The sequence below is a fragment of the Bradyrhizobium sp. CFUWI genome, assembly GCF_056429085.1.
Genome location: NZ_JBWJZE010000020.1, coordinates 54,572 through 78,119 on the forward strand (window position 1 = coordinate 54,572; position 23,548 = coordinate 78,119).

General features: G+C 65.8%; 24 protein-coding genes. 9 read left to right on the top strand and 15 right to left on the bottom strand.

Annotated features, from left to right (window positions below; genetic code table 11):
• Positions 1-27: 27 nt before the first annotated feature.
• On the bottom strand, positions 28-648 hold the full coding sequence (locus AC066S_RS31240; RefSeq protein ID WP_478271408.1) for a class I SAM-dependent methyltransferase: 621 nt from the start codon (positions 646-648) through the stop codon (positions 28-30).
• Positions 649-691: 43 nt separating this feature from the next.
• Positions 692-1,282, bottom strand: coding sequence for a polyhydroxyalkanoate synthesis repressor PhaR (gene phaR / locus AC066S_RS31245; protein ID WP_126260690.1), 591 nt, complete (start codon positions 1,280-1,282; stop codon positions 692-694).
• A 316-nt stretch (positions 1,283-1,598) separates the two neighbouring features.
• Here phaR and AC066S_RS31250 point away from each other — a divergent pair, with 316 nt between their 5' ends.
• From AC066S_RS31250 to yddG, 3 genes are all read left to right on the top strand, one after another.
• Complete coding sequence (locus AC066S_RS31250; RefSeq protein WP_126260691.1) at positions 1,599-2,777, top strand: acetyl-CoA C-acetyltransferase; 1,179 nt, start codon at positions 1,599-1,601, stop codon at positions 2,775-2,777.
• Positions 2,778-3,031: 254 nt separating this feature from the next.
• Positions 3,032-3,757, top strand: coding sequence for an acetoacetyl-CoA reductase (phbB, locus tag AC066S_RS31255; RefSeq protein ID WP_126260692.1), 726 nt, complete (start codon positions 3,032-3,034; stop codon positions 3,755-3,757).
• Positions 3,758-3,912: 155 nt separating this feature from the next.
• The gene (yddG, locus tag AC066S_RS31260) at positions 3,913-4,782 is read left to right on the top strand and encodes an aromatic amino acid exporter YddG (protein WP_478271409.1); all 870 of its coding nucleotides are present in this window, start codon (positions 3,913-3,915) and stop codon (positions 4,780-4,782) included.
• A 50-nt stretch (positions 4,783-4,832) separates the two neighbouring features.
• Here the strand turns inward: yddG and AC066S_RS31265 are convergent, their stop codons facing one another.
• Both AC066S_RS31265 and gloB read right to left on the bottom strand, forming a co-directional pair.
• Entirely contained in the window at positions 4,833-5,255 is a 423-nt protein-coding gene (locus tag AC066S_RS31265) for a cupin domain-containing protein (protein WP_126260694.1), read from the bottom strand.
• A 37-nt stretch (positions 5,256-5,292) separates the two neighbouring features.
• A complete protein-coding gene (gene gloB / locus AC066S_RS31270; protein ID WP_126260695.1) occupies positions 5,293-6,060 on the bottom strand; it encodes a hydroxyacylglutathione hydrolase in 768 nt (255 codons plus the stop codon).
• A 108-nt stretch (positions 6,061-6,168) separates the two neighbouring features.
• On the opposite strand from gloB, the gene AC066S_RS31275 reads away from it, so the two are divergent.
• Positions 6,169-6,912 carry a methyltransferase domain-containing protein gene (locus tag AC066S_RS31275; RefSeq protein ID WP_126260696.1) on the top strand — a complete coding sequence of 248 codons (744 nt, stop codon included), beginning with the start codon at positions 6,169-6,171 and terminating at the stop codon, positions 6,910-6,912.
• A gap of 55 nt (positions 6,913-6,967) precedes the next feature.
• On the opposite strand, the gene AC066S_RS31280 is transcribed toward AC066S_RS31275, so the two are convergent.
• From AC066S_RS31280 to AC066S_RS31300, 5 genes are all read right to left on the bottom strand, one after another.
• Positions 6,968-7,753: a DUF4167 domain-containing protein gene (locus tag AC066S_RS31280; protein WP_126260697.1), complete on the bottom strand. Its 786-nt coding sequence runs from the start codon at positions 7,751-7,753 to the stop codon at positions 6,968-6,970.
• 463 nt (positions 7,754-8,216) lie between these two features.
• Positions 8,217-9,098, bottom strand: a complete 882-nt coding sequence (prmC, locus tag AC066S_RS31285; RefSeq protein ID WP_478271410.1) for a peptide chain release factor N(5)-glutamine methyltransferase — start codon at positions 9,096-9,098, stop codon at positions 8,217-8,219.
• A 3-nt stretch (positions 9,099-9,101) separates the two neighbouring features.
• Complete coding sequence (gene prfA, locus AC066S_RS31290) at positions 9,102-10,187, bottom strand: peptide chain release factor 1 (RefSeq protein ID WP_126260699.1); 1,086 nt, start codon at positions 10,185-10,187, stop codon at positions 9,102-9,104.
• 57 nt (positions 10,188-10,244) lie between these two features.
• Positions 10,245-12,512 carry a phosphoenolpyruvate--protein phosphotransferase gene (gene ptsP, locus AC066S_RS31295; RefSeq protein ID WP_135171362.1) on the bottom strand — a complete coding sequence of 756 codons (2,268 nt, stop codon included), beginning with the start codon at positions 12,510-12,512 and terminating at the stop codon, positions 10,245-10,247.
• A 268-nt stretch (positions 12,513-12,780) separates the two neighbouring features.
• Positions 12,781-14,037: an aspartate kinase gene (locus tag AC066S_RS31300; protein WP_126260701.1), complete on the bottom strand. Its 1,257-nt coding sequence runs from the start codon at positions 14,035-14,037 to the stop codon at positions 12,781-12,783.
• Between the two features lie 149 nt (positions 14,038-14,186).
• Here AC066S_RS31300 and AC066S_RS31305 point away from each other — a divergent pair, with 149 nt between their 5' ends.
• The 3 genes from AC066S_RS31305 to AC066S_RS31315 all read left to right on the top strand — a co-directional run bounded on the left by AC066S_RS31305 (position 14,187) and on the right by AC066S_RS31315 (position 16,452).
• Positions 14,187-14,654: a PH domain-containing protein gene (locus tag AC066S_RS31305; protein ID WP_126260702.1), complete on the top strand. Its 468-nt coding sequence runs from the start codon at positions 14,187-14,189 to the stop codon at positions 14,652-14,654.
• Between the two features lie 14 nt (positions 14,655-14,668).
• Positions 14,669-15,442, top strand: coding sequence for a bifunctional 2-polyprenyl-6-hydroxyphenol methylase/3-demethylubiquinol 3-O-methyltransferase UbiG (ubiG, locus tag AC066S_RS31310; RefSeq protein ID WP_478271411.1), 774 nt, complete (start codon positions 14,669-14,671; stop codon positions 15,440-15,442).
• Positions 15,443-15,552: 110 nt separating this feature from the next.
• Positions 15,553-16,452, top strand: a complete 900-nt coding sequence (locus tag AC066S_RS31315) for an EamA family transporter (RefSeq protein ID WP_478271439.1) — start codon at positions 15,553-15,555, stop codon at positions 16,450-16,452.
• A 116-nt stretch (positions 16,453-16,568) separates the two neighbouring features.
• Here the strand turns inward: AC066S_RS31315 and AC066S_RS31320 are convergent, their stop codons facing one another.
• From AC066S_RS31320 to AC066S_RS31335, 4 genes are read right to left on the bottom strand one after another with little or no spacing between them, the layout of a single operon-like run.
• Positions 16,569-17,051 carry a DUF1178 family protein gene (locus tag AC066S_RS31320; protein ID WP_478271412.1) on the bottom strand — a complete coding sequence of 161 codons (483 nt, stop codon included), beginning with the start codon at positions 17,049-17,051 and terminating at the stop codon, positions 16,569-16,571.
• On the bottom strand, positions 17,048-17,926 hold the full coding sequence (locus AC066S_RS31325; RefSeq protein WP_478271413.1) for a carbon-nitrogen hydrolase family protein: 879 nt from the start codon (positions 17,924-17,926) through the stop codon (positions 17,048-17,050). Before AC066S_RS31325 ends, AC066S_RS31320 begins: the two co-directional genes overlap by 4 nt.
• Positions 17,923-18,198: a glutaredoxin 3 gene (grxC, locus tag AC066S_RS31330; protein WP_126260706.1), complete on the bottom strand. Its 276-nt coding sequence runs from the start codon at positions 18,196-18,198 to the stop codon at positions 17,923-17,925. Before grxC ends, AC066S_RS31325 begins: the two co-directional genes overlap by 4 nt.
• A gap of 47 nt (positions 18,199-18,245) precedes the next feature.
• Entirely contained in the window at positions 18,246-19,043 is a 798-nt protein-coding gene (locus AC066S_RS31335) for a ComF family protein (protein ID WP_478271414.1), read from the bottom strand.
• 222 nt (positions 19,044-19,265) lie between these two features.
• On the opposite strand from AC066S_RS31335, the gene AC066S_RS31340 reads away from it, so the two are divergent.
• A complete protein-coding gene (locus AC066S_RS31340) occupies positions 19,266-20,114 on the top strand; it encodes a methyltransferase domain-containing protein (protein WP_478271440.1) in 849 nt (282 codons plus the stop codon).
• Between the two features lie 112 nt (positions 20,115-20,226).
• On the opposite strand, the gene AC066S_RS31345 is transcribed toward AC066S_RS31340, so the two are convergent.
• The gene (locus AC066S_RS31345; protein WP_478271415.1) at positions 20,227-20,637 is read right to left on the bottom strand and encodes a (deoxy)nucleoside triphosphate pyrophosphohydrolase; all 411 of its coding nucleotides are present in this window, start codon (positions 20,635-20,637) and stop codon (positions 20,227-20,229) included.
• 140 nt (positions 20,638-20,777) lie between these two features.
• Here AC066S_RS31345 and AC066S_RS31350 point away from each other — a divergent pair, with 140 nt between their 5' ends.
• On the top strand, positions 20,778-22,130 hold the full coding sequence (locus AC066S_RS31350; protein WP_478271416.1) for a TadE/TadG family type IV pilus assembly protein: 1,353 nt from the start codon (positions 20,778-20,780) through the stop codon (positions 22,128-22,130).
• A 103-nt stretch (positions 22,131-22,233) separates the two neighbouring features.
• Here the strand turns inward: AC066S_RS31350 and argJ are convergent, their stop codons facing one another.
• Entirely contained in the window at positions 22,234-23,475 is a 1,242-nt protein-coding gene (gene argJ, locus AC066S_RS31355) for a bifunctional glutamate N-acetyltransferase/amino-acid acetyltransferase ArgJ (protein ID WP_478271417.1), read from the bottom strand.
• Positions 23,476-23,548: the final 73 nt, after the last annotated feature.

Consider the following 23,548-nt stretch of genomic DNA (forward strand, 5'->3'; position numbering starts at 1 on the left):
CGAGTTGGTGGAGCCTGCAGGGTTCGCTTACGAGCTACGCTTCCGAAACCGGCTGAACTGAAACGCCTGCGTCGAATCCCACGGTGTCTGATGCGTCTCGCGGCGCGTCTCGATCAGCTCGAACTCCGGCCCGAGCTCCGCCTTGAGGCTGGCGCTGTCATGGCGCTGCACCGGCAGGCCGCTGCATTTCTCCGGACCATCGGGCGCAAACGTCGCGATGATGACGTGGCCGCCGGGCGCGACCCCAGACCGCAGGCGCTCGACGTAAGCCGCCCTGTCGCCCGGGTCGGTCAGGAAGTGGAACGCGGCGCGGTCGTGCCAGACCTCGTAGGTCTTTGCCGGCTGCCATCTGGTGGCATCGGCAACGATCCAGTCGACCATCGAAGCGCTTGCGCCGATCCGCTTCTTCGCCGCGTCAAGCGCATGGGCGGAAAGATCCAGCACAGAGACGTCGCGATATCCGTCAGCCAGCAGCGCATCGACCAGACGCGAAGCGCCGCCGCCGATATCGATGATGGCCGACCCGCGATCGGGATTGGTGGCCCGGATCATCGCGAGCGAGGTCGACGGGCTATTCTGAAACCAGCTGACCTCGTTCTCGCCCTTGGTGGCGTAGACGCTGTCCCAATGCGAGCTTCGGTCGGACATCTCGTATTCTCCGGCTCAACCGGATGCCGGGACGAAGGAGGAGCTATTCCTCCTTCTTCGACATCCGCTCCAGGCGCTCCTGCATTTCCTTCATCTGCTGGCGCAGATCGTCGATGTTGCTGTCCTTCGGCGTTTCAGCATTCGCGTCGGACCCCGCCTCGGCGGTGGTCGCCGGGCGCGGCGGGACGAAGGGCTTGAACATCGAGAAGGTCTGCTGGAACAGCTCCATGTTACGGCGGACTTGTTCTTCCAAAGGAGCAAAAGGAGTGCCGGACAGGGTATTGGCGATCTGCTTGCGGAACTTCTCTTGCTCCTGGGTCAGGGTCGCGATCGACTGCTCCAGATATTTCGGCACCACCATCTGCATGCTGTCGCCGTAGAAGCGGATCAGCTGGCGCAGGAAGGTGGTCGGGAGCAGGTTCTGGCCGGCCTTGTTCTCCTGCTCGAAGATGATCTGGGCCAGCACCGAGCGGGTGATGTCGTCACCGGTCTTGGCGTCATAGACCAGGAAATCCTCGCCTTCCTTGACCATCGCGGCGAGGTCTTCCAGCGTCACATAGGTGCTCGTTCCGGTGTTGTAGAGCCGGCGGTTCGCGTATTTCTTGATGGTGGTGGGTTGGTCTGATTTCGCCATGGGCTCTCACTTGCAAGCGCGGAGAACGGGAACCCGGCGGGCCATGCCGCAGGGCGGGAAGAGTACGCAACGCAACAAAATAAGCATTTTCAAAGGGGTCACGCTACCGTTTTGTGCGGCACGGTTAATCGCAGAGCAAAATCGTGCTTGCGAAAGCGCCAAGAACGCTATTTTGAATGCGCTGCGGCATGAATTCGGTCGCCGGCCGATTGACATGCCTCAACGACGTTAACAGGATGGCTCACGACACTGGCGAGCCGTTCTCGTAAAGCTCCGCCTGCCCCCTTTAAAAAACCTCAAGCCTCAGGAGATGCCCATGTCAGACGATGTCGTCATCGTCAGCGCCGCCCGCACCCCGGTCGGTAGCTTCAACGGAGCGTTCGCGACCCTTCCTGCCCACGATCTCGGCGCCATCGCCATCAAGGCGGCGCTGGAGCGCGGTGGCATCGAGCCCGGCCGGGTCTCGGAAGTCATCATGGGGCAGATCCTGACCGCCGCGCAGGGCCAGAACCCCGCCCGCCAGGCCTCGATCGCCGCAGGCATTCCGGTGGAGAGCCCGGCCTGGGGCGTCAACCAGCTTTGCGGCTCGGGCCTGCGCACGGTCGCACTCGGCTACCAGGCGCTGCTCAACGGCGATTCCGAGATCGTGGTTGCAGGCGGCCAGGAATCCATGAGCATGGCCCCGCACGCCCAATATCTGCGTGGCGGCGTCAAGATGGGACCCGTCGAGTTCGTCGACACCATGATCAAGGACGGTCTGTGGGATGCCTTCAACGGCTACCACATGGGCAATACCGCCGAGAACGTCGCGCGGCAGTGGCAGATCACCCGCGCCCAGCAGGACGAGTTCGCGGTGGCCTCGCAGCAGAAGGCCGAGGCGGCGCAGAAGGCCGGCAAGTTCAACGACGAGATCGTCCCCGTCACCATCAAGACCCGCAAGGGCGACGTCGTCGTCAGCGCCGACGAATATCCGCGTCATGGCGCAACGCTCGACGCGATGGCCAAGCTCCGTCCCGCCTTCGAGAAGGACGGCACGGTCACCGCAGGCTCTGCGTCCGGCATCAATGACGGCGCTGCCGCGGTGGTGCTGATGACCGCCAAGCAGGCGGCCAAGGAAGGCAAGAAGCCGCTGGCGCGAATCGTCTCCTGGGCGCAGGCCGGCGTCGATCCCAAGATCATGGGCTCGGGCCCGATCCCGGCTTCGCGCGCCGCGCTGAAGAAGGCGGGCTGGAATGTCGGCGATCTCGATCTGATCGAGGCCAACGAAGCCTTCGCGGCCCAGGCCTGTGCCGTCAACAAGGACCTCGGCTGGGACACCTCCAAGGTCAACGTCAATGGCGGCGCCATCGCAATCGGCCATCCGGTCGGTGCGTCCGGTGCGCGCGTGCTGGTGACGCTGCTGCACGAAATGCAGAAGCGCGATTCGAAGAAGGGCCTCGCCACGCTGTGCATCGGCGGCGGCATGGGCATCGCGATGTGCATCGCGCGCGACTGACGATCGCCGACGTGCAGCTTACGCGCAGTTTGCGCGTGCGCTGCACACGTCAGTGAGTGCGTTGCACGCGATTAAAAAGGCAGCGGCTGCAAATCAAATATTCTTCGCAACCGCGCAGGCCTCGACTAAATACAAACGCCCGGCTCGACGCCGGGCGTTTTGCTCTTGATGTCCGTCAAACCAACCGCATAATCCAACGTTAAAAAAGCGATCACGTCAGAAACGTCCGAAGAGTCCAAGGGAAGGAATACGACATGGCACGTGTTGCATTGGTCACGGGTGGTACGCGGGGCATCGGTGCTGCGATCAGCAAGGCGCTGAAGGCGGCCGGCTACAAGGTCGCGGCGAGCTATGCCGGCAACGACGCGGCGGCGGAGAAGTTCAAGGCCGAGACCGGCATTGCCGTGTACAAATGGGACGTCAGCAGCTTCGAGGCCTGCGCCGAAGGCGTGAAGAAGGTCGAGGCCGATCTCGGGCCGGTCGAGGTGCTCGTCAACAATGCCGGCATCACCCGCGACACCGCCTTCCACAAGATGACGCTCGAGCAGTGGAACGCTGTCATCAACACCAATCTCGGATCGCTGTTCAACATGACGCGCCAGGTCATCGAGGGCATGCGCGCGCGCAAGTTCGGCCGCATCATCTCGATCTCGTCGATCAATGGACAGAAGGGGCAGTTCGGTCAGGTCAATTACTCCGCGGCGAAGGCCGGCGACATCGGCTTCACCAAGGCGCTGGCGCTGGAGAACGCCAAGGGCGGCATCACCGTGAATGCGATCTGCCCCGGCTACATCAACACCGAAATGGTGCAGGCGGTGCCGAAGGACGTTCTGGAGAAGAACGTGATCCCCCAGATCCCGGCCGCTCGGCTCGGCGAGCCCGAGGAGATCGCGCGTGCGGTCGTGTTCCTCGCCGCCGACGAGTCCGGTTTCATCACGGGATCGACGCTGACGGTCAACGGCGGCCAGTACATGGTGTGATGCAAGCGCATCACGCCGGCTGATATTTCGTCATGCCCGGGCTTGTCCCGGGCATCATGCCCTGTCATTCCGGGGCGCCGCGCCAGCGGCGAACCCGGAATCTCGAGGTTCCGGGTTCGGCTCTTCGAGCCGCCCCGGAACGACGAGGCCCTGGAATGACTCCCCGTACCGCGACGCTGATCGGATTGACCGCGATCCTGATGTGGTCGCTGCTCTCGGTGATGACGGTGGCGACCGGAAAGATCCCGGCGTTTCAGCTCGCCGCAATGACCTTCGCGATCGGCGGCCTGGTCGGCCTGCTCACCTGGATCGGGCGCGGCGATGCGGCGAAAAGCCTGCGTCAGCCGCCGGTCGTCTGGGTCGTCGGCGTCGGCGGCCTGTTCGGCTATCACGCGCTGTATTTCCTCGCGCTGCGCTTCGCGCCGCCGGCCGAGGCCGGCCTTCTGAACTACATGTGGCCGCTCTTGATCGTGCTGTTCTCGTCGTTCCTGCCCGGCGAGCGGCTCGCCCTGCATCACATCGTCGGCGCCGTGCTCGGCCTCGTCGGCACCGTGCTGCTGTTCGCCGGCAACACCTCCGGCTTCGCGCCGGGAGCGGTGCCGGGACTGATCGCGGCCTTCATCGCCGCGTTCGTCTGGGCAACCTATTCGGTGCTGTCGCGCCGATTGAAAGCCGTGCCGACCGATGCGGTCGCGGGCTTCTGCCTGGCCACCGCCGTGCTGGCCGCGCTGATGCATGGCCTGTTCGAAACCACCGTCTGGCCGGAGACCGCGTTGCAATGGCTCTCGGTGATCGCGCTCGGCATCGGCCCCGTCGGCGCCGCGTTCTACGCCTGGGACATCGGCATGAAGCGCGGCGACATCCGCGTGCTCGGCGCCGCCTCCTACGCGACGCCGCTGCTCTCGACCGGCTTCCTCATCGCCGCCGGCTTCGCCAAGGCCAGCGCCAACATCGCCATCGCAGCGATCCTGATTGCCGGCGGTGGCCTGATCGCGGCCAAGGATATGGTGCTGAGGAAGCGATGATTGTCATTCCGGGGCGCACGAAGCGCGAACCCGGAAATGACGGTGCGAAGTTACGGTTCCCAGCCCTGCGGTGCGAGTTCGAAGCCCGCGAACTCGAACGCGGGCGCGACGGTGCAGCCGACCAGGGTCCACTCGCCTGATGTTTCCGCCATCTGCCATGCATGCGCCGGCACGATGGCCTGCGGCCGTTCGCCGCCGGCGAGGTCGGTGCCGAGCCGCACCTCGTGCTGGGAGCAGCCGTCATGGGCGATGCGCAGCCTCAAGGGGCTGCCGGCATAATAATGCCAGGTCTCGACCGCATCGACGCGATGCCAGTGCGAGCGCTCGCCGCGGGCGAGCAGGAAATAGATCAAGGTCGAGCGCGAACGGCCGTTGGCGTCCGTGGCCTGATCGCGAAACGTCTCGCGATAATGGCCGCCCTCGGGATGCGGCCGCAGTTCAAGGCGCGCGATGATCTCGGCTGCGGTCGGCATCGATCCTCGTCAGGATTTGTTCTTCAGGACTTGAGCGTCAGGATTTATTCTTGCGCTCGCGCAGCTCGCCGAACACCGCGGCGGCATCGGCGCCCTTCATGTGCAGCTTGGCGGCGACCTGTGGCTCGTCGGCGCGCAGGAATACGTTGGCGCGTTTCTCCTCGCCCAGCAGCGTGGGAATGGTCGGCTTGTTCTCGGCCCGCAGCTTCGCCACCTCCGCCGCGCGCGCCTGGAGCGCCGCATTGTCGGGCTCGACGGTCAACGCGAACTTGACGTTGGAGGCGGTGTATTCGTGGCCGCAATAGAGCCTGAAGTCGTCGGGCAGGGCGCGCAGCTTCAGAAGCGAATCCCACATCATCGGATAGGTGCCCTCGAACACGCGGCCGCAGCCGATCGAGAACAGCGTGTCGGCGGCGAAGACCGTCTTCTCGGTGTCGAACACGTAGGAGACGTGGTCGAGCGTGTGGCCGGGCGTCTCCAGGACGCGCGCCAGCAAATTGCCGATCTTGACCACGTCGGCATTGGCGACACGCAGGTCGACGTTCGCGATCGCGGTGGTCTTGTCGTGCGGCGCGACGACGCGGCAATCGTATTTCCGCTTGAGTTCGGCGACCCCGCCGACATGATCGCCGTGATGATGGGTGATCAGGATGTCGGTGAGCTGCCAACCCTCGCGCTCCAGCGCCTTGATGATGGGGCCGGCCTCGGGCGCGTCGATCGACGCCGTCGCCTTAGTTTCCACATCGTGGATCAGATAACCGAAATTGTCGTTTAAACAGGTGAAAGTACGAATTTCGGCGGCCATGTCATCTCCATCGGGCTCAGCCCCGCCAGACAAATATGGCGTTAACGTTGCGCAGGCAATGCAATATTCCGCGCGCAGGCGCGGCCCTGCGCATGTTACATTGCGGTCATGACCATCGACGTCGTCGATCTCCGCGAGTTCTATTCCCGCCGCCTCGGGATCGTGGCGCGGCAAATGATCAATCGCGGCATCAGGGAGCGCTGGCCGGGCGCGGAGGGCCAGCGCGTGCTCGGCCTCGGCTATCCCACGCCCTATCTGGGGTTGTTCCGCGAAGATGCCGAGCGCTGCATCGCCTTCATGCCGGCGGCCCAGGGCGTCCTGAAATGGCCGACGGGGCGGCCGGCGCTGGCCTCGCTGGTCGACGAATTCTCGCTGCCGCTTCCCGACGCCGCGGTCGATCGCATCCTGCTGGTTCACGCGCTGGAGATGTCGGACGATCCGGCCGCGCTGCTGCGCGAGGTGTGGCGCGTGCTGTCGCCCTCGGGCCGCGTGATCGCGGTGATCCCGAACCGGCGCGGGGTGTGGACCCGCACCGACAGCACGCCGTTCGGGCACGGCCGGCCCTATTCGCGCTCGCAGATCACCGATCTGTTGCGCCAGACCTGGTTCACGCCGACCGCGTGGGGCGAGGCGTTGTTCATGCCGCCCTATGCCGGCGGCTGGGTTCTGAGATCGGCACAGATGTGGGAGCGCGCCGGTGCGGCGCTGTCGCTGCCATTTGCCGGCGTGCACATCGTCGAGGCCACCAAGCAGGTCTATCGTGCGATCCCCGCCAAGCGCGAGCGGGCCCGGTTGATTCCCTCGCTCGCCAAGCCCGTGCTGGTGCCGTCCTCGACGGTGACGCGCGGCTGAAAAAATTCGTCCCGGCGAGGCCGGGACGAGTTCAGATCAGAAGATCAGAAAAAGCTTACTCGCCGGTCGCGAGATCGTCGCTCGAGGCGGCTGGCGCTGCCTCGCGCTCGGGGCGCGGGCCATGCGGCCGGCGCCGCCGACGCGGAAACCGTTCGCCACCGCCGCCGCCGCCAGCCTCGAAGCCGGGCTGGCCGCCGTTTGCGCCGACATTCACTTGCGGCTGCGGGCCGGTGATGAAGGACGGCAGGCGATCGACGCCGGCATCGGCGATGACGGGCTGCGGCTGGTTGGCGGGCAGCGGCTGCGGCTGATATTGCGGCTGCGGACGATGATCGCGTTCGCGGTGCTCGCGCGGCTGCTGGTCGCGCTGATAGGGCTGCTGCTGGTTGTCGCGCTGCTGATGATCACGCTGGTGATGATCGCGCTGGCCGTCGCGGTCGCGCGCGAAAGGCTGCTGCGGCGGCTGCGGGACGAAGCCCGGCTCCTGGCCGAAATTCGAGAAATTCTCGCCGTCGTCCTCATCGTCGCCGCTCGGGCTGCTGATGGGCTCGTCACCGCGCGGCTGCTGGTTCTGGCGGAACTGCTCCTGCGCCGCCGCGATCAGGCGGAAATAATGCTCGGCATGCTGGTAGTAGTTCTCCGCCGCAACGGGGTCGCCGGAGGAGCGGGCGTCGCGCGCAAGCTGGAGGTACTTTTCGGCGATGTGCGAAGCCGTGCCGCGGATCTTGATGTCGGGTCCGTTGGACTCGTAGACCCGGGTCATCGGGTTCTGGCTGCGCCGGTTGTTGTTGTTATTGTTGTTGCGGTTGCGCATCCGCTGCTTGTTCTGACCGTTTCTCATGTCCTGCCTTTAATTCCAGCCCTAAAGGTTGCACGCATTACTGATTGCTAGGAGTGACCTGGTGACAGCGGTTTCACGTCGCATGCGCGCACCGCGCGCAAGAGCGGATCCAACCCTGCCAATGTTCGTCGACCGTCGCGTTCAACAAGGACGCGTTCCCCACCCGCCAGCATTGATCGCCAGCGAATCCATTCATTTCGCTTGCCGAAACAAGCCCAGCGGTGTTGCGTAAGTCTTCAAGCGCAATATCAGGCTTTCGTTCACGTTGCGGTCGGAGAGCAGCGCAGCTCCACTGGCTATCGCGCTTCACAGGACCTGCGGCTTGGAACCTATAATCAGTAAAGCTCTCGCCCGAGAGCCCGGCTTTCACCCGCAAGTCTACGGGGCCGGCACCGATGTGTTGATCGGAACGTAGTCGTTCCCAACGGATATTCCAAGAGCTTTTTGCAAGCCAATCCGGCTTTTATGGGGGCATTTTTCGGGCCGAAACGGCCCGCTGAATGCCCGCCAGGTCGGCCTTGGGTGGCCTGTCCATCGTTAACCCCGCTGCCGCCATGAGGGTTTCAATATTTCTCGCCTGGCCCCGGCCGGCCTCGACGACCAGCGCGCCGCCGGGGGCGAGGCGCTCGCTCGCCTGCGGGATCAGGGCGCGGTAGGCGTCATATCCGTCGTTGCCGCCATCGAGCGCCAGATGCGGATCGTGCCCGCGCACCTCGACGCTCAATGTCGGAATCTCGGCCGAGGGGATATAGGGCGGGTTCGACACGATGAGGTCGAACGGGCCGCGGAGCGCTGACGCATAGGAGCAGGCGACGAAAGCGGTGCGGCCGCCGAGACCGAGAGCGACGGCATTGTCTCGCGCCGTGCTGAGCGCGGTCAGGCTGATATCGGTGCCGATGCCGAACGCATCGGGAATTTCGTGCAACAGCGCGAGCAGGATCGCGCCCGATCCGGTGCCGATGTCGGCGATGCGCGGAGGCGGTGCGGCTTTCTGTTCGCGAAGGATCTCGAGCGCAAGCTCGACCACGGTCTCGGTATCGGGGCGCGGGACCAGGGTTGCTTCCGACAGACGAAACGGCAGGCCCCAGAATTCGCGTGTGCCGAGAATGCGCGCCACCGGTTCGCCGGCGCTGCGGCGCTGCGCATACTGCGTGAGCCGGGAAGCCTCGGCGTCGGTGAGCGGCCGGGCGGCTTGCGCGATCAGGCCGGTCAGATCGAGGCCGAGGACCGCGCCGACCAGGATACGGGCGTCGAGCTCGGCCTCCTCGATTCCCGCCGATCTCAGCTGTCCAGCCAGCGAGCGCCGCGCGCTCTCGATGGATTGTCCGGTGAGGGGATTACTCACGCGTCACGCCGCCACGCCTTGTGCGGCGAGCTGCGCGGCCTGGTGCTCGGTGGTCAGCGCGTCGATCAATTCGCCGAGCGATTCGCCCGCGATCACCTGTGGCAGCTTGTAGAGCGTCAGATTGATGCGGTGGTCGGTGACGCGCCCTTGCGGAAAATTGTAGGTGCGGATGCGCTCGGAGCGGTCGCCGGAGCCGACCTTCTCCTTGCGCTCGGCCGAGCGGGCGGCATCGACGCGCTGCCGCTCGGCGTCGTAGATGCGCGAGCGCAGGATGTTCATGGCGGAGGCGCGGTTCTTGTGCTGCGAGCGGCTGTCCTGCATCATCACCACGATGCCGGTCGGGATGTGGGTGATGCGGATCGCCGATTCGGTCTTGTTGACGTGCTGGCCGCCGGCGCCTTGCGCGCGCATGGTCTCGATGCGCAGATCGTCGTTCTTGATGTCGACATCGACGTCCTCGACCTCCGGCAGCACGGCGACCGTGGCCGCAGACGTGTGGATGCGTCCCTGCGTCTCGGTGTCGGGCACGCGCTGGACGCGGTGCACGCCGGATTCGAACTTCAGCTTGGAGAACGCGCCGCGGCCCTGCACCTCCGCGATGATTTCCTTGTAGCCGCCGACGGTGCCTTCGCTGGCCGAGATCACCTCGACCTTCCAGCCCTGCAAGGCGGCGAAGCGCTCGTACATCCGGAACAGATCGCCGGCAAACAGCGAGGCCTCGTCGCCGCCGGTGCCGGCGCGGATTTCCAGCACCACGTTGCGATCGTCCATGGCGTCCTTGGGCAAGAGCGCGACGCGAATCTTCTGGACCAGCTCCTCGATCTTCGGTGCCAGCTCGTCGCGCTCGGCTTCCGCCATGGCCCGCATCTCGGCATCGGTCGCGGGATCGGCGATCAGCGCCTCGGTGTCGGCGAGCTCCTTGACGGCGGAACGGTAGGCCTTCACCGCTTCGATCAGCGGCGTGATCTCGGCGAGCTCGCGCGTGATCTGCACGTAGCGCTCGGAGGCAAGCTGCCCCAGTGATTCGGCCTCGAGCGAGGCGTGATGGGCGAGCAGGACGTCCAGTTTGGCTTCGGGCAGTGACGACATCGGTTCAGTCTCAAATGGCGGAAAGAGGCGAGGCGGCAGGAAGCGGCGACAGGCCCGCTACAAGGCCAGGCCTTCGGCCTCGGCAAATTCCGTCAGCTTCTGCCGGATCGAGACGCTGCCGGCCGGCGCGTCGAGCAGCGGGCCGAGCATGGCTTCGGCCTTCTTGGCGTCGAGATCGAGCACCATGGCCTTGACCGGGCCGAGTGCGGTCGCCGACAGCGACAGCGAGCGGTAGCCCAGCGCAATCAGCGCCAGCGCGCCGATCGGCTTCGACGCCATCTCGCCGCAGAGCGAGAGCGACTTCTGCGCTGCATCGCACTGGTGCGCGATCTGGCGCAGCGCGCGCAGGATCGGCGCCGACATGGTGTCGAAGCGTTCGGAGACCTTGGCATTGCCGCGATCGACCGCGTACAGGAACTGGAACAGATCGTTGGAGCCAACCGAGATGAAGTCGACTTTCCGCAGCAGCTCGTCGAGCTGATAGAGCAGGGCCGGCACCTCGACCATGGTGCCGATGTCGATTCTTTCAGGCAGCGTGTGGCCGTGCTGGCGTAGGTAAGTGAGCTCGCGCTCGACCAGCGCCTTGGCCGCGTCGAATTCGGCGACCTCCGAGATCATCGGGAACATGATGCGCAGCGCGCGGCCGCCGCCGGCGCGCAGCAGCGCGCGGATCTGGCCGCGCAACAGGCCTGGGCGGTCGAGCCCGAGCCGGATCGCGCGCCAGCCGAGCGCGGGATTTTCCTCGATCACGGCTTCCATATAGGGCAGCGCCTTGTCGCCGCCGATGTCGAGGGTGCGGAAGGTGACGGGCTTGGTGCCCGCGGCATCCAGCACGGTGCGATAGAGCGCCAGCTGGTCGCTGGTGCGCGGCAGGCTCTGGCCCACCATGAATTGCAGCTCGGTGCGGAACAGGCCGATGCCGGCGCTGCCGGTGTCCTCGATATGCGGCAGGTCGATGGCGAGGCCTGCGTTGATCATCAGCTCGACCTTCTGGCCGTCCTTGGTGACGCAGGGCCGGTCGCGCAGCGCCAGATATTGCGCCTGGCGGCGGGCGCGGAAGCGCACGCGCTCGGCGAAGGCCGCTTCGACCTCCTGCGACGGACGCACATAGATCGAGCCGGAGGTGCCGTCGACGATGATGGCGTCGCCGGGATCGGCAATGCCGGGCGCGTTCGGGACTTCGCCGACCGCGGGAATGCCGAGCGCGCGCGCCACGATCGAGACGTGGGAGTTGGCGGTGCCTTCCTCCAGCACGATGCCGCGCAGGCGCTTGCGGTCATAGTCGAGCAGCGCCGCCGGGCCCATCGCGCGCGCGATGACGATCGCGTTGTCGGGCAGCTGCTCGCGTGAGGGCGCGTGGTCCTGGCCGACCAACTGCCGCATCAGGCGGTAGCCGAGATCCTCGAGATCGTGCAGCCGGTCGCGCAAGTAAGGATCGGTCGAGCGCAGCATGCGCGCGCGGGTGTCGGACTGCACGCGCTCGACCGCGGCTTCCGCGGTGAGGCCGGTGGCGACCGCTTCGTGCAGCTTGTGCGACCAGCCCTGGTCGTTTGCGAACATGCGGTAGGCTTCCAGCACCTCGCGATGCTCGCCGCCCTCGGCGACATCGCCGCGCTCCAGCATGCGGTCGAGATCGGCGCGCAGCTTGGCGAGCGCGGTGTCGAGCCGCTTGATCTCCTTCGGCAGGTCCTCGGCGATGTAGTCCTTGATGACGACGCGCGGCTCGTGCAGCACGACGTGGCCGAGCGCGATGCCCTCCGACAGGATGGCGCCGACCTTCTGCGCGGAATGGCGCGCGGCGGGCTCGTGGCCCGGCTGCGCCAGCGCGGAGAGCTCGCCGGAAGCGATCAGCTCCGCCAGCACCATCGCGGTGGTCTGCAGCGCCTCGAGCTCTTCCTCGACATAATTGCGCTTGGCGCGGTTCTGCACCACCAGTACGCCGAGCGTGTTGCCGGCCCGCAGGATCGGCACGCCGAGGAAGGAATGGTAGATTTCTTCGCCTGTCTCCGGGCGGAACGAGAAGGCCGGGTGGCTCTGCGCATCGCTCAAATTGAGCGGCGTCGCCTCGCTGGCGACGAGGCCGACCAGGCCCTCATGGGCGCTCAGCACGGTATGGTGCACCGCCGCGCGGTTGAGACCTTCGGTGGCGTAGAGCTCCAGCGTGTTGTCGATGCGCAGCACATAGACCGAGCACACCTCGGCCACCATGTTGGCGGCGATCAGCACCACGATCTTGTCCAGCCGCTCCTGGGCCGAGACCTGCTCCGCCATGGTTTCGCGGAGCCGTCTCAACAAGACGCGGGGACCTCCCGACGCGCTCCGCATGAACCGTCAATCTCCTCCGTCTGCCAGGGCCGAAAAGGGCCTTGGCTGCTCGCCCAGTATCCAGAAAAACAACAAGTTTGCTCGTCCGGCGCCGGCTCAGGCGGTTGCCTGAGCCGAATCAGCACCGCCTGAACTGGGGCACAGTTTCTGGCAGCCCACCCTGTTCGCCGTATAGCGAATTGGGGCTTGTTTTGCCAAGCAAAACGCCTGCCAAACGCGAAAGTGTGGACACCTCGGCGTTTGCTGCGACCGCTAAGAGAAAATTCGTCTAGGCCTGATCGAGACCGTAGAGCGTGTGCAGCGTGCGCACCGCAAGCTCGGTATAGGCGGCGTCGATCAAAACCGAGAATTTGATCTCGGAGGTTGTAATGGCCCGGATGTTGATATTCCGCCTCGCGAGGGCCGAGAACGCCTGGGCGGCGACGCCGGCGTGGCTGCGCATGCCGCTGCCGATCACCGAGATCTTGGCGACGTCGGTGGCGGTATCGAGCCGCGCATAGCCGATCTTGCCCTTGGCGGCGGTAATCGTGTCCTTGGCGCGGGTATAATCGGCCGCCGGCACCGTGAAGGTGAGATCGGTGGTCTTGCCGTCCTCGGAGACGTTCTGCACGATCATGTCGACGTTGATGTTGGCATCCGCCAGCGGGCCGAAGATCGAGGCCGCAACGCCCGGCTTGTCCTCGATCTGGCGCACCGAGATCTGGGCCTCGTCCTTGGAGAAGGCGATACCGGTGACGACGTGGCTTTCCATGATCTCCTCCTCGCTGCAGATCAGCGTGCCGGGCGGCTGGTTGGCATGCGGGTCGATATCCTCGGGCTTGTCGAAGCTCGAGCGGACGAAGATTGGCATGTTGTGGACCATGCCGAGTTCCACGGAGCGGACCTGGAGCACCTTGGCGCCCTGGGAGGCCAGTTCCAGCATGTCTTCGAACGCGATCTTGTCGAGCCTCTTGGCCTTCGGCACGATTCGCGGGTCGGTGGTGTAGACGCCGTCGACGTCGGTGTAGATGTCGCAGCGGTCGGCCTTGACGGCGGCGGCAACCGCCACGGCCGAGGTATCGGAGCCGCCGCGGCCGAGCGTGGTGATGCGATTGGTCTTGGGCTCGATGCCCTGGAAGCCGGCGATGACCGCGACCTCCTTGCGCTCCTTAAAGCGCTTGATGATCTCGCTGCCGTCAATGCCCTCGATCCGGGCCGAGGCATGGGCCTCGCTGGTCTTGATTGGGATCTGCCAGCCCTGCCAGGAACGGGCCTGGATGCCCATGCCCTGAAGCACGATGGCAAGCAGGCCGGAGGTGACCTGCTCCCCCGAGGCGACGACGGCGTCGTACTCGCGCGCGTCATGCATCGGCGAGGCCTCGGTGCACCAGGCCACCAGCTCGTTGGTTTTGCCGGACATCGCCGAGACGACCACGGCCACCTCGTGGCCGGCATCGACCTCACGCTTCACATGGCGTGCGACGTTGCGGATACGTTCGATGTTGGCGACGGATGTGCCGCCGAATTTCATCACGAGGCGGCTCATGACGACGCGTGCATTCCCTCATAAGGATCAGTATGGTGACCCGCACTGGACGGGCCTGGCGGACACCGACCGCGCGTATACAGAGGGGCGGGGCCGGGGGCAAGCGGGTTCCTGCTCCGGCTAATCCGGGCAATGGGTTAATCGAGGTTATGGCGCGCTATATTGACGAGATCCTGCAACCGGGCGAGCGGGTGCTGTATTCGACCAATGCGCACTGGATCTTTTATTTTCCGGCCATCCTGGCCTGGATCGTGACGCTGGCCCTGCTGATCCTGTCGCGCCAGGCGATCGTCGACTGGCTCGTTCTGTTTTGTCTCGCGGCCGCAGCTGTCGCGGCGCTGGCGGCCCTGTACTGGACCGTCAAGGGCTGGTTCCACCGCTTCACCACCGAGACCGACGTCACCAATCTCCGGGTCGTGCACAAGACCGGCTTCATCAAGCGCCGCACCTTCGAAATGGCGCTGGACAAGGTCGAGAGCGTGGACGTCGACCAGACCATTCTTGGACGTATTCTCAACTACGGCGACGTGACGATTCGCGGCGTCGGCGAGGGCTTCGAGACGATCAAGACCATCGCCTCGCCGCTCGCCTTCCGTAGTTCGATCACCACGCGGTAGGACCGCGCGCAACCATGAGCATGCAGCAAAATACTTCCCTCTCCGCCAGCCCGCAGCCGGGCTCGACCGTCGATGCCGCCGAGATCGCCAAATTCTCGAAACTCTCGGCGGAGTGGTGGGACCCCAATGGCAAGATGGCGCCGCTGCACCGGATCAACCCGCTGCGGCTCGGCTATATTCGCGATGCCGCATGCCGCAAGTTCGAGCGCAATGTGCGCAGCCTCAACTGCCTCGCCGGCTTGCGCGTGCTCGACATCGGCTGCGGCGCCGGCCTGTTGTGCGAGCCGCTGTCGCGCCTCGGCGCGCAGGTTATCGGCGTCGATCCCTCCCAGAGCAACATCGCCGCGGCCAAGCTGCATGCCGACAGGGGCCATCTTGCGATCGACTACCGCTGCACCACGGTCGAGGAGATCGACCCGCGCGAGCGCTTCGACATCGTGCTGGCGATGGAAGTGGTCGAGCACGTCGTCGACGTCGGCGTCTTCCTGAAGCGCTGCGCCGCGATGCTGAAGCCGAACGGGCTCATGGTGGTCTCGACGCTGAACCGCAACTGGAAGAGCTTCGCACTCGCCATCGTCGGCGCCGAATACGTCCTGCGCTGGCTGCCGCGCGGCACCCACGAGTGGAACAAGTTCGTCACCCCGGACGAGCTGACGAAATATCTGCTCGACAACCGTCTCGTCATCACCGAGCAGACCGGCGTGGTCTACTCACCCTTCGCCGACAAATGGTCGCTCTCCTCGGACATGGACGTCAACTACATGGTGGTGGCCGAAGCCATGGTGTGAGGGCTGTAAGTAGGGCGAGCATCGCTCCTATGACGTGGGCGTGATTGACCTGCTTCGCGGCTAACGGCAGGTTGGCCAAAGTCTTCGGCCCCACCCCCGCTCACCACCCCATGTTCACCGTCGCCAGCCTCTGGATTCCCTTCACCATCATTGCTGCGCTCGGGCAGGTCGTGCGCAATGCGATGCAGCGGTCGTTGACGAAGCCGCTGGGGACCTGGGGCGCGACCAATATCCGCTTCCTGTTCGGCTTTCCGTTCTCGGTGCTGTTTCTGGGCGTGGTGCTGGTTGCGACCGGCGATCGTCTCGGCATGCCACCGACGGCGTTCTGGCCGTGGCTGCTGCTCGGGGCGCTCAGCCAGATCGTCGCCACCGGCCTGATGCTGCTCGCGATGAACGACCGCTCCTTCGTGGTGACGACGGCGTACCTCAAGACCGAGGCGATCCAGACCGCGATCTTCGGCTTCGTCTTCCTCGGCGATCACCTGACCTGGCTGAAGGTGCTGGCGATCGTGATCGCGACCATCGGCGTCGTCATCACGGCGCTCCGGCCAGGCGGCGAGAAGAGCTTTGCGGAGCTGAAGCCGACCATCACCGGCCTCGTTGCGGCGGCGGCCTTCGCGCTCTCCGCGGTCGGCTTCCGCGGCGCCATCATCAATGTGCCGGATGTCTCCTTCGTGACCGCGGCGTCGGTCACGCTGGTGCTCGGCCTGTTCGTGCAGACGCTGATCCTGACGATCTACCTGCTCTGGCGGGCGCCGGACGTGCTGCGGGGAATCCTTGGGTTGTGGCGGCCGTCGATGCTGGCGGGCTTCACCGGCGCCTTCGCCTCGCAATTCTGGTTTCTGGCCTTCGCACTGACGGCTGCCGCCAATGTCCGCACGCTCGCTCTGATCGAGGTGCTGTTCGCGCAAGCCGTGGCGTATTACTCGTTCAAGCAGCCGGTCGCGCCGCGTGAGCTGCTCGGCATCGCGCTGATCGTGATCGGCGTGGCGGTGCTGGTGGGGGTTTGATTCTTTCAACCGCCGTCATGCCCGGGCCTGTCCCGGGCATCCACGTTCTTTGTGCCGTCGGAATGGAAGACGTGGATGGCTGGGTCAAGCCCGGCCATGACGAAGAGGAGAGGACGTCAGTTCCGGTCTTCCGGTAGCGTCGGCAGTGGCGAGACCTCGATGCCCTCGTCGATCAGCGATTTCGCTTCTTCCGGTGAGGCCTCGCCGTAGATCGGGCGGTGCTCCTTGTCGCCGTAATGCATCGCGCGGGCTTCGTTGGCGAAGCGCTCGCCGACATTGTCGGCGTTCTTGACGATGTGATCGCGCAGCTCCTTCAGCTTGGCGCGCAGCTCTTTCTCCTGCGCCATCAGCAGCGAGGTCGGACCTGACGGCGCGGCTTCGGGCGCGGGAGCTGCCGTTGCTTCCGGCGGTGGCGTCGCACGCCCGCGGCCCTTCTTGCCGACGATGCGCGGCGCCATGATCGCCTTCTCGACCTTGGCCGAGCCGCAGATCGGGCAGGTCACGAGCTTGCGCTTGACCTGCTGGTCATAGGCCGACGAGCTCTGGAACCAGCTCTCGAAGCTGTGGTCCCGGTCGCAGTGAAGCGCGTAGCGGATCATGCCGATCCTCGCACGAGGTGCAGATGGTCCGGCCCCGCCTTGGGGTCGGACACGCCGAAACGGCGGCCGTGCTGGAGCGAGGGAATCGCGCGGCGCGCGGTCTCGACCTTGGCCGGATCGATCCTGGCCATGACGATGCCGGGCTCGACGTCGCCCTCGGCGAGGATCTCGCCCCAGGGATCGATGATCAGCGAATGGCCGTAGGTCTCGCGCTTGTTCTCGTGCAGCCCGGCCTGGGCTGCGGCGAAGATGAAGCAGCCGGTCTCGATCGCGCGTGCACGCAGCAGCACGTGCCAATGCGCTTCGCCGGTCTTGCGGGTGAAGGCCGAGGGCACGGTGATGAAATACGCGCCGCTCTCGGCAAGCGCGCGATAAAGCGCGGGGAAGCGCACGTCGTAGCAGATCGTCAAGCCCACCCGGCCCCAGGGCAGGTCGGAGATCACCGCGGTCTCGCCGGGCTGGTAATTGGCGGATTCGCGGTAGCTCTCGCCGTCCGGCAGCTCGATGTCGAACATGTGGATCTTGTCGTAGCTCGCGAGCACATTGCCCTCGGGCCCGATCAGGAAGGAGCGGTTGACCGCCTTCTCCGGAGAAAAGCGCAGCGCCAGCGAGCCGACATGGAGATGGATCTTCAGCTCCGCCGCGAGCGCCCGGTAGGCCTTCAGCGAAGTGTCGTCCTCCTCGCTCTGCAGATGCTCGAACAGCGCCTTGCGGTTCAGCTGCATCATGTTGCTGACTTCGGGCGTCTGCACGTAGTCGGCGCCGCTGGCTGCCGCCTGCCGGATCAGCTTGGTGGCCTGTTCGAGGCTCGGCCCCGGCATCAGGCCGGTGCGCATCTGCACCATCGCGGCGGTGAACGTGCGGTTCTCGCTCATGAGCTGGCTTTCACGCCTTCGAGCATGCCGTCGAGCTTGCCTTCGCGGTCGAGTGCGTAGAGATCGTCGCAGCCGCCGACATGCGTTCCGCCGATCCAGATTTGCGGGAAGGTCGAGCCCTCGCCGGCGCGATCGTACATCTCGGCCCGCCAGGAGGGGTTCTTGGCGACGTCGAATTCGGTGAAGGCGGCCTTCTTGCGGGTCAGCAGCGACTTGGCGGCGGAACAATAGCCGCAGCCCGGCCTGGTGTAGATCTCGACAGCAGCGTTCATCTCGTCTGGCGCTCTCATGTCATGAATTCATTGAATTATATGGGACTTTACCTGACCTCCACAACCCGGGCGAAGACCAGCACGTCAACCTGGGCGGCTTTGGCGCGCAGCAGGGCCCGCGCGCAGGCATCCAGCGTTGCCCCCGAGGTCAGGACATCGTCGATCAGGACAATGCGGCGGCCCTGGACGTCAGCCTGACGGTCGGAAGATACCTGGAATGCGCCCTGCACATTGGTGGCGCGCTGGGCCCGCGACAGGCCGATCTGCTGCTCCGTCGCGCGCACCCGGCGCAGCACGTCGCCCTGTACCTTCACGCCGCTCTGCCGCTCGATGATTCGCGCCAGCGCCCCGGACTGGTTGTAGCGGCGGCGCCAGGCCCGCCGCCAGTGCAGGGGCACCGGCACCAGCATGTCGGCGCCGGCCAGCAGTTCGCCGCCCGCCCGTGCCATCCAGCGCCCCATTGCGGGCGCCAGATCGGTGCGGTCCTGGTATTTCAGCGCATGCACCAGCGTGCGCGCGACGTCGTCATAGCGCACCGCCGCGCGGGCGCGCATGTAGGCCGGCGGGCTCGCGATCGCCTCCATCGACAGCATGTCGGGGCCGGGGTCGTAGACGAAGGGAATGCCGAGCCGCGGGCAATAGGGCCGCTCGATGAACGACAGCCGTGCCCAGCACGAGGCGCAAACGCCCTCGCCGTCGACCGGTTCGCGGCAGGACACGCACAGCGTCGGCAGCGCGATGTCGAGCGCGAGCCGAGCTGCCCGCGACAGCACGTGACGGCCGGCCGTCCACGCGGCACGGAAGGGCGCGGCGATGGAGCGGGTCGGGGCGGCGTCGGCTTCCATGCGGGGAGGCTAGCGTTCCGCTCGGTGGCGCTCAAGCAATTGTACCGGTCTCGTGCCCCGGACGCGGCGCATCGCCAGGGGCGATGCGCTGCAGAGCCGGGGCCCAGAGAGCCGCACGCACAGATCCATGGGTCCGGCTCTGCGCAGCAGCGCAAGAGCGCTGCAGCGCGTCCGGGACACGAGAGCGTTGCCAGAACGGTGGTCATCAGCGTAACCAGCGGCATGGCTCCGACCCCGCAAATCCCGCCCGCTTTGTTCGATCGCGCCCTGCTGCATGCGCGGCAGCATCGCGCGCAGGCGCAGGGGGCCGTGACCTTCCTGCTCGATCGCGTGGCCGAGGACATGTCGGACCGGCTGGCGGCGGTGATGCGGGAATTTCACGCGCCGGCCGATCTCTGGACGCCCGGCGAGGGGCTTGCGGATTTGCACACGCGCCTGCCCTCGCTCCAGCACATCGCGCTTGACGCGGCTGGCGCGGAGAAGCTGCCTATCTCTCCAGAAAGCCTCGACCTCGTCGTCTCGGCGCTGGCTTTGCAATTCGTCAACGACCTTCCGGGCGTGCTCGCGCAGATCCGCCGCGCATTGAAGCCGGACGGCCTGTTGCTCGCCGCCATGATCGGCGGCGACAGCCTGACCGAGCTGCGCCAGGCTTTCGCCGCGGCCGAGGCCGAATGCGAGGGCGGCGTCTCACCGCGCGTGGCGCCGTTCGCCGATCTGCGCGACGTCGGCGCGCTGTTGCAGCGGGCGGGCTTTGCGTTGCCGGTCACCGATGTCGATCGCGTCGTGGTGCGTTACGCCAATGCGTTCGCCCTGATGCAGGATCTCCGTCGCATGGGCGCGGCCAACGTGATGATCGAGCGGCGGCGCTCGCCGTCGCGGCGCGCGACGCTGCTGCGGATGGCCGAAATCTATGCCGAGCGCTTTGCCGATGCCGACGGCCGCATCCGGGCGACGTTCGACATCATCTGGCTCTCCGGATGGGCCCCGCATGCGAGCCAGCAGCAGCCGCTGAAGCCGGGATCGGCGAAGGCGAGCCTGGCGGAGGCGGTGAAGAAGGCGGGGAAGGAGTGACGTGTGTCCCGGACGCGGTGCGGCACGAAGTGACGCTCCGCAGCGCCGGGACCCAGCTGCGGCTCCTGGGCCCCGGCTCTGCAGCGCTTCGCGCTGTTTCCGGGGCACGGCCTCACGTCAGCAGATCAATCAGATGCGGGATCAGCGGGATATCCGCGGGCGGCATCGGGTAATCGCGCAATCTGTTGGCGCGGACCCAGGCCAGGGCCTGGCCCTCGCGCGCAATCACCATCCCCTCCCAGCGCCGGCAGATGTAGAGCGGCATCAGCAGGTGAAAGGTCTCGTAGCCGTAGCTCGCGAAGGTCAGCGGCGCGAGGCACGGCTCGGCGACGATGATGCCGAGCTCCTCGTGCAGCTCGCGGATCAGGCTCTGCTCCGGCCGCTCGCCCGGCTCACACTTGCCGCCGGGGAATTCCCAGAGACCGGCAAGCGCCTTGCCCGCGGGGCGCTGCGCGATCAGGACGCGCTTGTCGGCATCCACGAGGGCGCAGGCCACCACCAATGTCAGTTTAAGATCGGCCATGCCCGCAATGTCGCTCGCTGAGGTCGTTCGCAAGGATTCGTTAATCCCGTCGAGGGGCCACGTGTCTGGCCTCCCATAAGTCATATTTAATCAACGGTTCCTAGAGTGGGAACATATTTAAACCATTCCGGGCCCGTTTCATGCGCGCTGTGCTTCGCACCACCATCCGCCGATTCGTACGCGACCGGCGCGGCAATATCGCGGTGATCTTCGCACTCGCCTGCGTCCCCCTGATCACGGCGGTTGGCTGCGCGGTCGATTATTCCCGCGCCACGCAGATGCAAGCCAAGCTTCAGGCCGCGGCCGACGCCGCCAGCGTCGGCGCGGTCGCCAAGGCATCGCCGGCCTTCAAGGCGGCGGGCTCGATGAACTCGGACGGTGCGATCCCGGAGGGCGTCACCGACGCGAGGAACATCTTCAATGCCAACGTCGCCAATCTGACCGGCTATACGCTCGACAGCGTCACGCCGACCGTGGTCAAGAACGGCTCGACCGTCAGCTCGACCGTTACGTTCAGCGGCACCATCAAGACCATGTTCCTCGGCGTGATCGGCAAGACGGCGCTGACCGTGACCGGCACGTCGAAGGCGACGGCGAGCATGCCGCTCTATGTCGACTTCTACCTCCTGCTGGACAATTCGCCGTCGATGGGCGTGGCGGCGACGCCGGCGGACGTGACCAAGCTGGTCAACGCGACCACCGGCAGCAGCTTCAAGCCCAACGACCAGTGCGCCTTCGCTTGCCACGACTACAACGACTCCAACAATTACTACAATCTGGCCAAGAGCATCGGCGTGACCACGCGGATCGACGTGCTGCGCAGCGCGACGCAATCGCTGATGGACACGGCTGCCGCGAGCCAAACCTATTCGAACCAGTTCCGCATGGCGATCTACGATTTCGGCGCGGAGTCAAAGACGATCGGCTTGCGTGCGCTTTTCGCGTTGTCCTCGAATTTGTCGAGCGCGAAGACGGCGGCCGGCAACATCGACCTGATGGGCGTCTACGGCAACAACGACAAATATACCAAGGATCAGGACACGCCGTTCAGCTCCATCTTTCCGGCGATCAACAACGAGATCCCCAATCCCGGAAGCGGCAAATCCAACGCGCCCCTGAAGTATCTCTTTTTCGTCTCCGACGGTGTCGCCGACGAAAGCAATACGGGCTGCCTGAAGCCGCTGTCGGGTTCCTCGCGGTGCCAATCGCCGCTCAACGCTTCGCTCTGCAAGACGATGAAGGACCGGGGCGTCAAGGTTGCCGTGCTCTACACGACCTATCTCGCGCTGCCCACCAACCACTGGTACAAGAAATGGATCGATCCGTTCAATGCCGGGCCCTATGGCCCGTCGCCGAACAGCGAGATCGCGCAGAACATGCAGAGCTGCGCTTCGCCAGGGCTGTATTTCGAGGTGAGCCCGACCGAGGGCATCGCGGACGCGATGAACGCGCTGTTCAAGAAAGCGGTCGCCGACGCCCGGATCTCGGGCTGATGTGGTTTTGCGGGTCATTCCGGGGCGATGCGCTAGCATCGAACCCGGAATCTCGAGATTCCGGGCTCTCGCTTCGCGAGCCCCGGAATGACAGCCGCGGAGCCTACGACCTGTAGTCCCCGTTGATCGCCACATATTCCTTGGTGAGGTCGCAAGTCAGCACGCGGTCGCGGCCCTTGCCGAGGCCGAGTGAGACCTTGATCGCGATCTCCGGCGCTTTCATCGCGTCCGACACCTGGGCCTCGTCATAGGACGGATCGCGCGCGCCGTTCTTGGCGACGCGGATGCCGTTGAACGAGATCGAGAGCTTGTCGCGATCGGCCGGCTCGCCGGCCTTGCCCACCGCCATCACCACGCGCCCCCAATTGGCGTCTTCGCCCGCGATCGCGGTCTTCACCAGCGGCGAGTTGGCGATCGACATCGCGATCTTGCGCGCTGAGGCCTTGGTCTTGGCGCCCTCGACAATGATCTCGACCAGCTTGCGCGCGCCTTCGCCGTCGCGGGCGACCTGCTCGGCGAGGTTGGCGAGCAGCTGGTTGAAGGCCTTGACGAAGGCCTTCAGGCGCGGATCGCTGGCGCGGCTGATCTTCGGTGCGCCGTGTTCGGCAGCCGCGCCGGTGGCGAAGGCCAGCAGCGTGTCCGAGGTCGAGGTGTCGCCGTCGATCGTCACTGCGTTGAAGGTGTCCTCGACACCGGCCTTGAGCAGCGCCTGCAAGGCCGCGGGCGCGATCGGCGCGTCGGTGAAGATGAAGGACAGCATCGTCGCCATGTCGGGGGCGATCATGCCGGCGCCCTTGGCCATGCCGTTGATGGTGACCCTGGCCTTGCCGAGCTTGACGGTCGCGGTCGCGACCTTCGGAAAGGTATCGGTGGTCATGATCGCCTTGGCCGCGGCGAGGTAGTCGCCGGGCTCGGCGGTCTCGGCGAGGCGACCGAGCACGCCGTCGAACTTGGTGGCATCCAGCGGCTCGCCGATCACGCCGGTCGAGGCCAGGAAGATTTCGCTCTCGCTGCAGCCGACCGCCTTGGCCGCGATCTTGGCAGTCAGCGCGGTGGAGGCGCGGCCGGTCTTGCCGGTGAAGGCGTTGGCATTGCCGGAATTGACGACCAGGGCGCGCGCCTTGCCGCCCTTCAGCTTGGCGCGGCACCATTCCACCGGTGCCGAGGGGCATTTCGATTTGGTGAAGACGCCGGCGACCGCGGTGCCCTTGTCCATTACCGCCAGCAGCACGTCGGTGCGGTTCTTGTAGCGGATGCCGGCCTCGGCCGTCGCAAGACGGACGCCCGCGATCACGGGCATATCGGGGACGGTCTTCGGGGCGAGGGGAGAGACGGAGGAGGACATCGCGGGGCCTTTTGGACAAATGGAAGCCGTCATGGCCGGGCTTGTCCCGGCCATCCACGTCCTTCAGCACACG

What these genes read in the sequence shown, in the direction of transcription:
- AC066S_RS31240 (WP_478271408.1), bottom strand. Translation starts at nt 648, where the DNA reads ATGTCCGACCGAAGCTCGCATTGGGACAGCGTCTACGCCACCAAGGGC.
- phaR (WP_126260690.1), bottom strand. Translation starts at nt 1,282, where the DNA reads ATGGCGAAATCAGACCAACCCACCACCATCAAGAAATACGCGAACCGC.
- AC066S_RS31250 (WP_126260691.1), top strand. Translation starts at nt 1,599, where the DNA reads ATGTCAGACGATGTCGTCATCGTCAGCGCCGCCCGCACCCCGGTCGGT.
- phbB (WP_126260692.1), top strand. Translation starts at nt 3,032, where the DNA reads ATGGCACGTGTTGCATTGGTCACGGGTGGTACGCGGGGCATCGGTGCT.
- yddG (WP_478271409.1), top strand. Translation starts at nt 3,913, where the DNA reads ATGACTCCCCGTACCGCGACGCTGATCGGATTGACCGCGATCCTGATG.
- AC066S_RS31265 (WP_126260694.1), bottom strand. Translation starts at nt 5,255, where the DNA reads ATGCCGACCGCAGCCGAGATCATCGCGCGCCTTGAACTGCGGCCGCAT.
- gloB (WP_126260695.1), bottom strand. Translation starts at nt 6,060, where the DNA reads ATGGCCGCCGAAATTCGTACTTTCACCTGTTTAAACGACAATTTCGGT.
- AC066S_RS31275 (WP_126260696.1), top strand. Translation starts at nt 6,169, where the DNA reads ATGACCATCGACGTCGTCGATCTCCGCGAGTTCTATTCCCGCCGCCTC.
- AC066S_RS31280 (WP_126260697.1), bottom strand. Translation starts at nt 7,753, where the DNA reads ATGAGAAACGGTCAGAACAAGCAGCGGATGCGCAACCGCAACAACAAT.
- prfA (WP_126260699.1), bottom strand. Translation starts at nt 10,187, where the DNA reads ATGTCGTCACTGCCCGAAGCCAAACTGGACGTCCTGCTCGCCCATCAC.
- ptsP (WP_135171362.1), bottom strand. Translation starts at nt 12,512, where the DNA reads ATGCGGAGCGCGTCGGGAGGTCCCCGCGTCTTGTTGAGACGGCTCCGC.
- AC066S_RS31300 (WP_126260701.1), bottom strand. Translation starts at nt 14,037, where the DNA reads ATGAGCCGCCTCGTGATGAAATTCGGCGGCACATCCGTCGCCAACATC.
- AC066S_RS31305 (WP_126260702.1), top strand. Translation starts at nt 14,187, where the DNA reads ATGGCGCGCTATATTGACGAGATCCTGCAACCGGGCGAGCGGGTGCTG.
- ubiG (WP_478271411.1), top strand. Translation starts at nt 14,669, where the DNA reads ATGAGCATGCAGCAAAATACTTCCCTCTCCGCCAGCCCGCAGCCGGGC.
- AC066S_RS31315 (WP_478271439.1), top strand. Translation starts at nt 15,553, where the DNA reads ATGTTCACCGTCGCCAGCCTCTGGATTCCCTTCACCATCATTGCTGCG.
- AC066S_RS31320 (WP_478271412.1), bottom strand. Translation starts at nt 17,051, where the DNA reads ATGATCCGCTACGCGCTTCACTGCGACCGGGACCACAGCTTCGAGAGC.
- AC066S_RS31325 (WP_478271413.1), bottom strand. Translation starts at nt 17,926, where the DNA reads ATGAGCGAGAACCGCACGTTCACCGCCGCGATGGTGCAGATGCGCACC.
- grxC (WP_126260706.1), bottom strand. Translation starts at nt 18,198, where the DNA reads ATGAACGCTGCTGTCGAGATCTACACCAGGCCGGGCTGCGGCTATTGT.
- AC066S_RS31335 (WP_478271414.1), bottom strand. Translation starts at nt 19,043, where the DNA reads ATGGAAGCCGACGCCGCCCCGACCCGCTCCATCGCCGCGCCCTTCCGT.
- AC066S_RS31340 (WP_478271440.1), top strand. Translation starts at nt 19,266, where the DNA reads ATGGCTCCGACCCCGCAAATCCCGCCCGCTTTGTTCGATCGCGCCCTG.
- AC066S_RS31345 (WP_478271415.1), bottom strand. Translation starts at nt 20,637, where the DNA reads ATGGCCGATCTTAAACTGACATTGGTGGTGGCCTGCGCCCTCGTGGAT.
- AC066S_RS31350 (WP_478271416.1), top strand. Translation starts at nt 20,778, where the DNA reads ATGCGCGCTGTGCTTCGCACCACCATCCGCCGATTCGTACGCGACCGG.
- argJ (WP_478271417.1), bottom strand. Translation starts at nt 23,475, where the DNA reads ATGTCCTCCTCCGTCTCTCCCCTCGCCCCGAAGACCGTCCCCGATATG.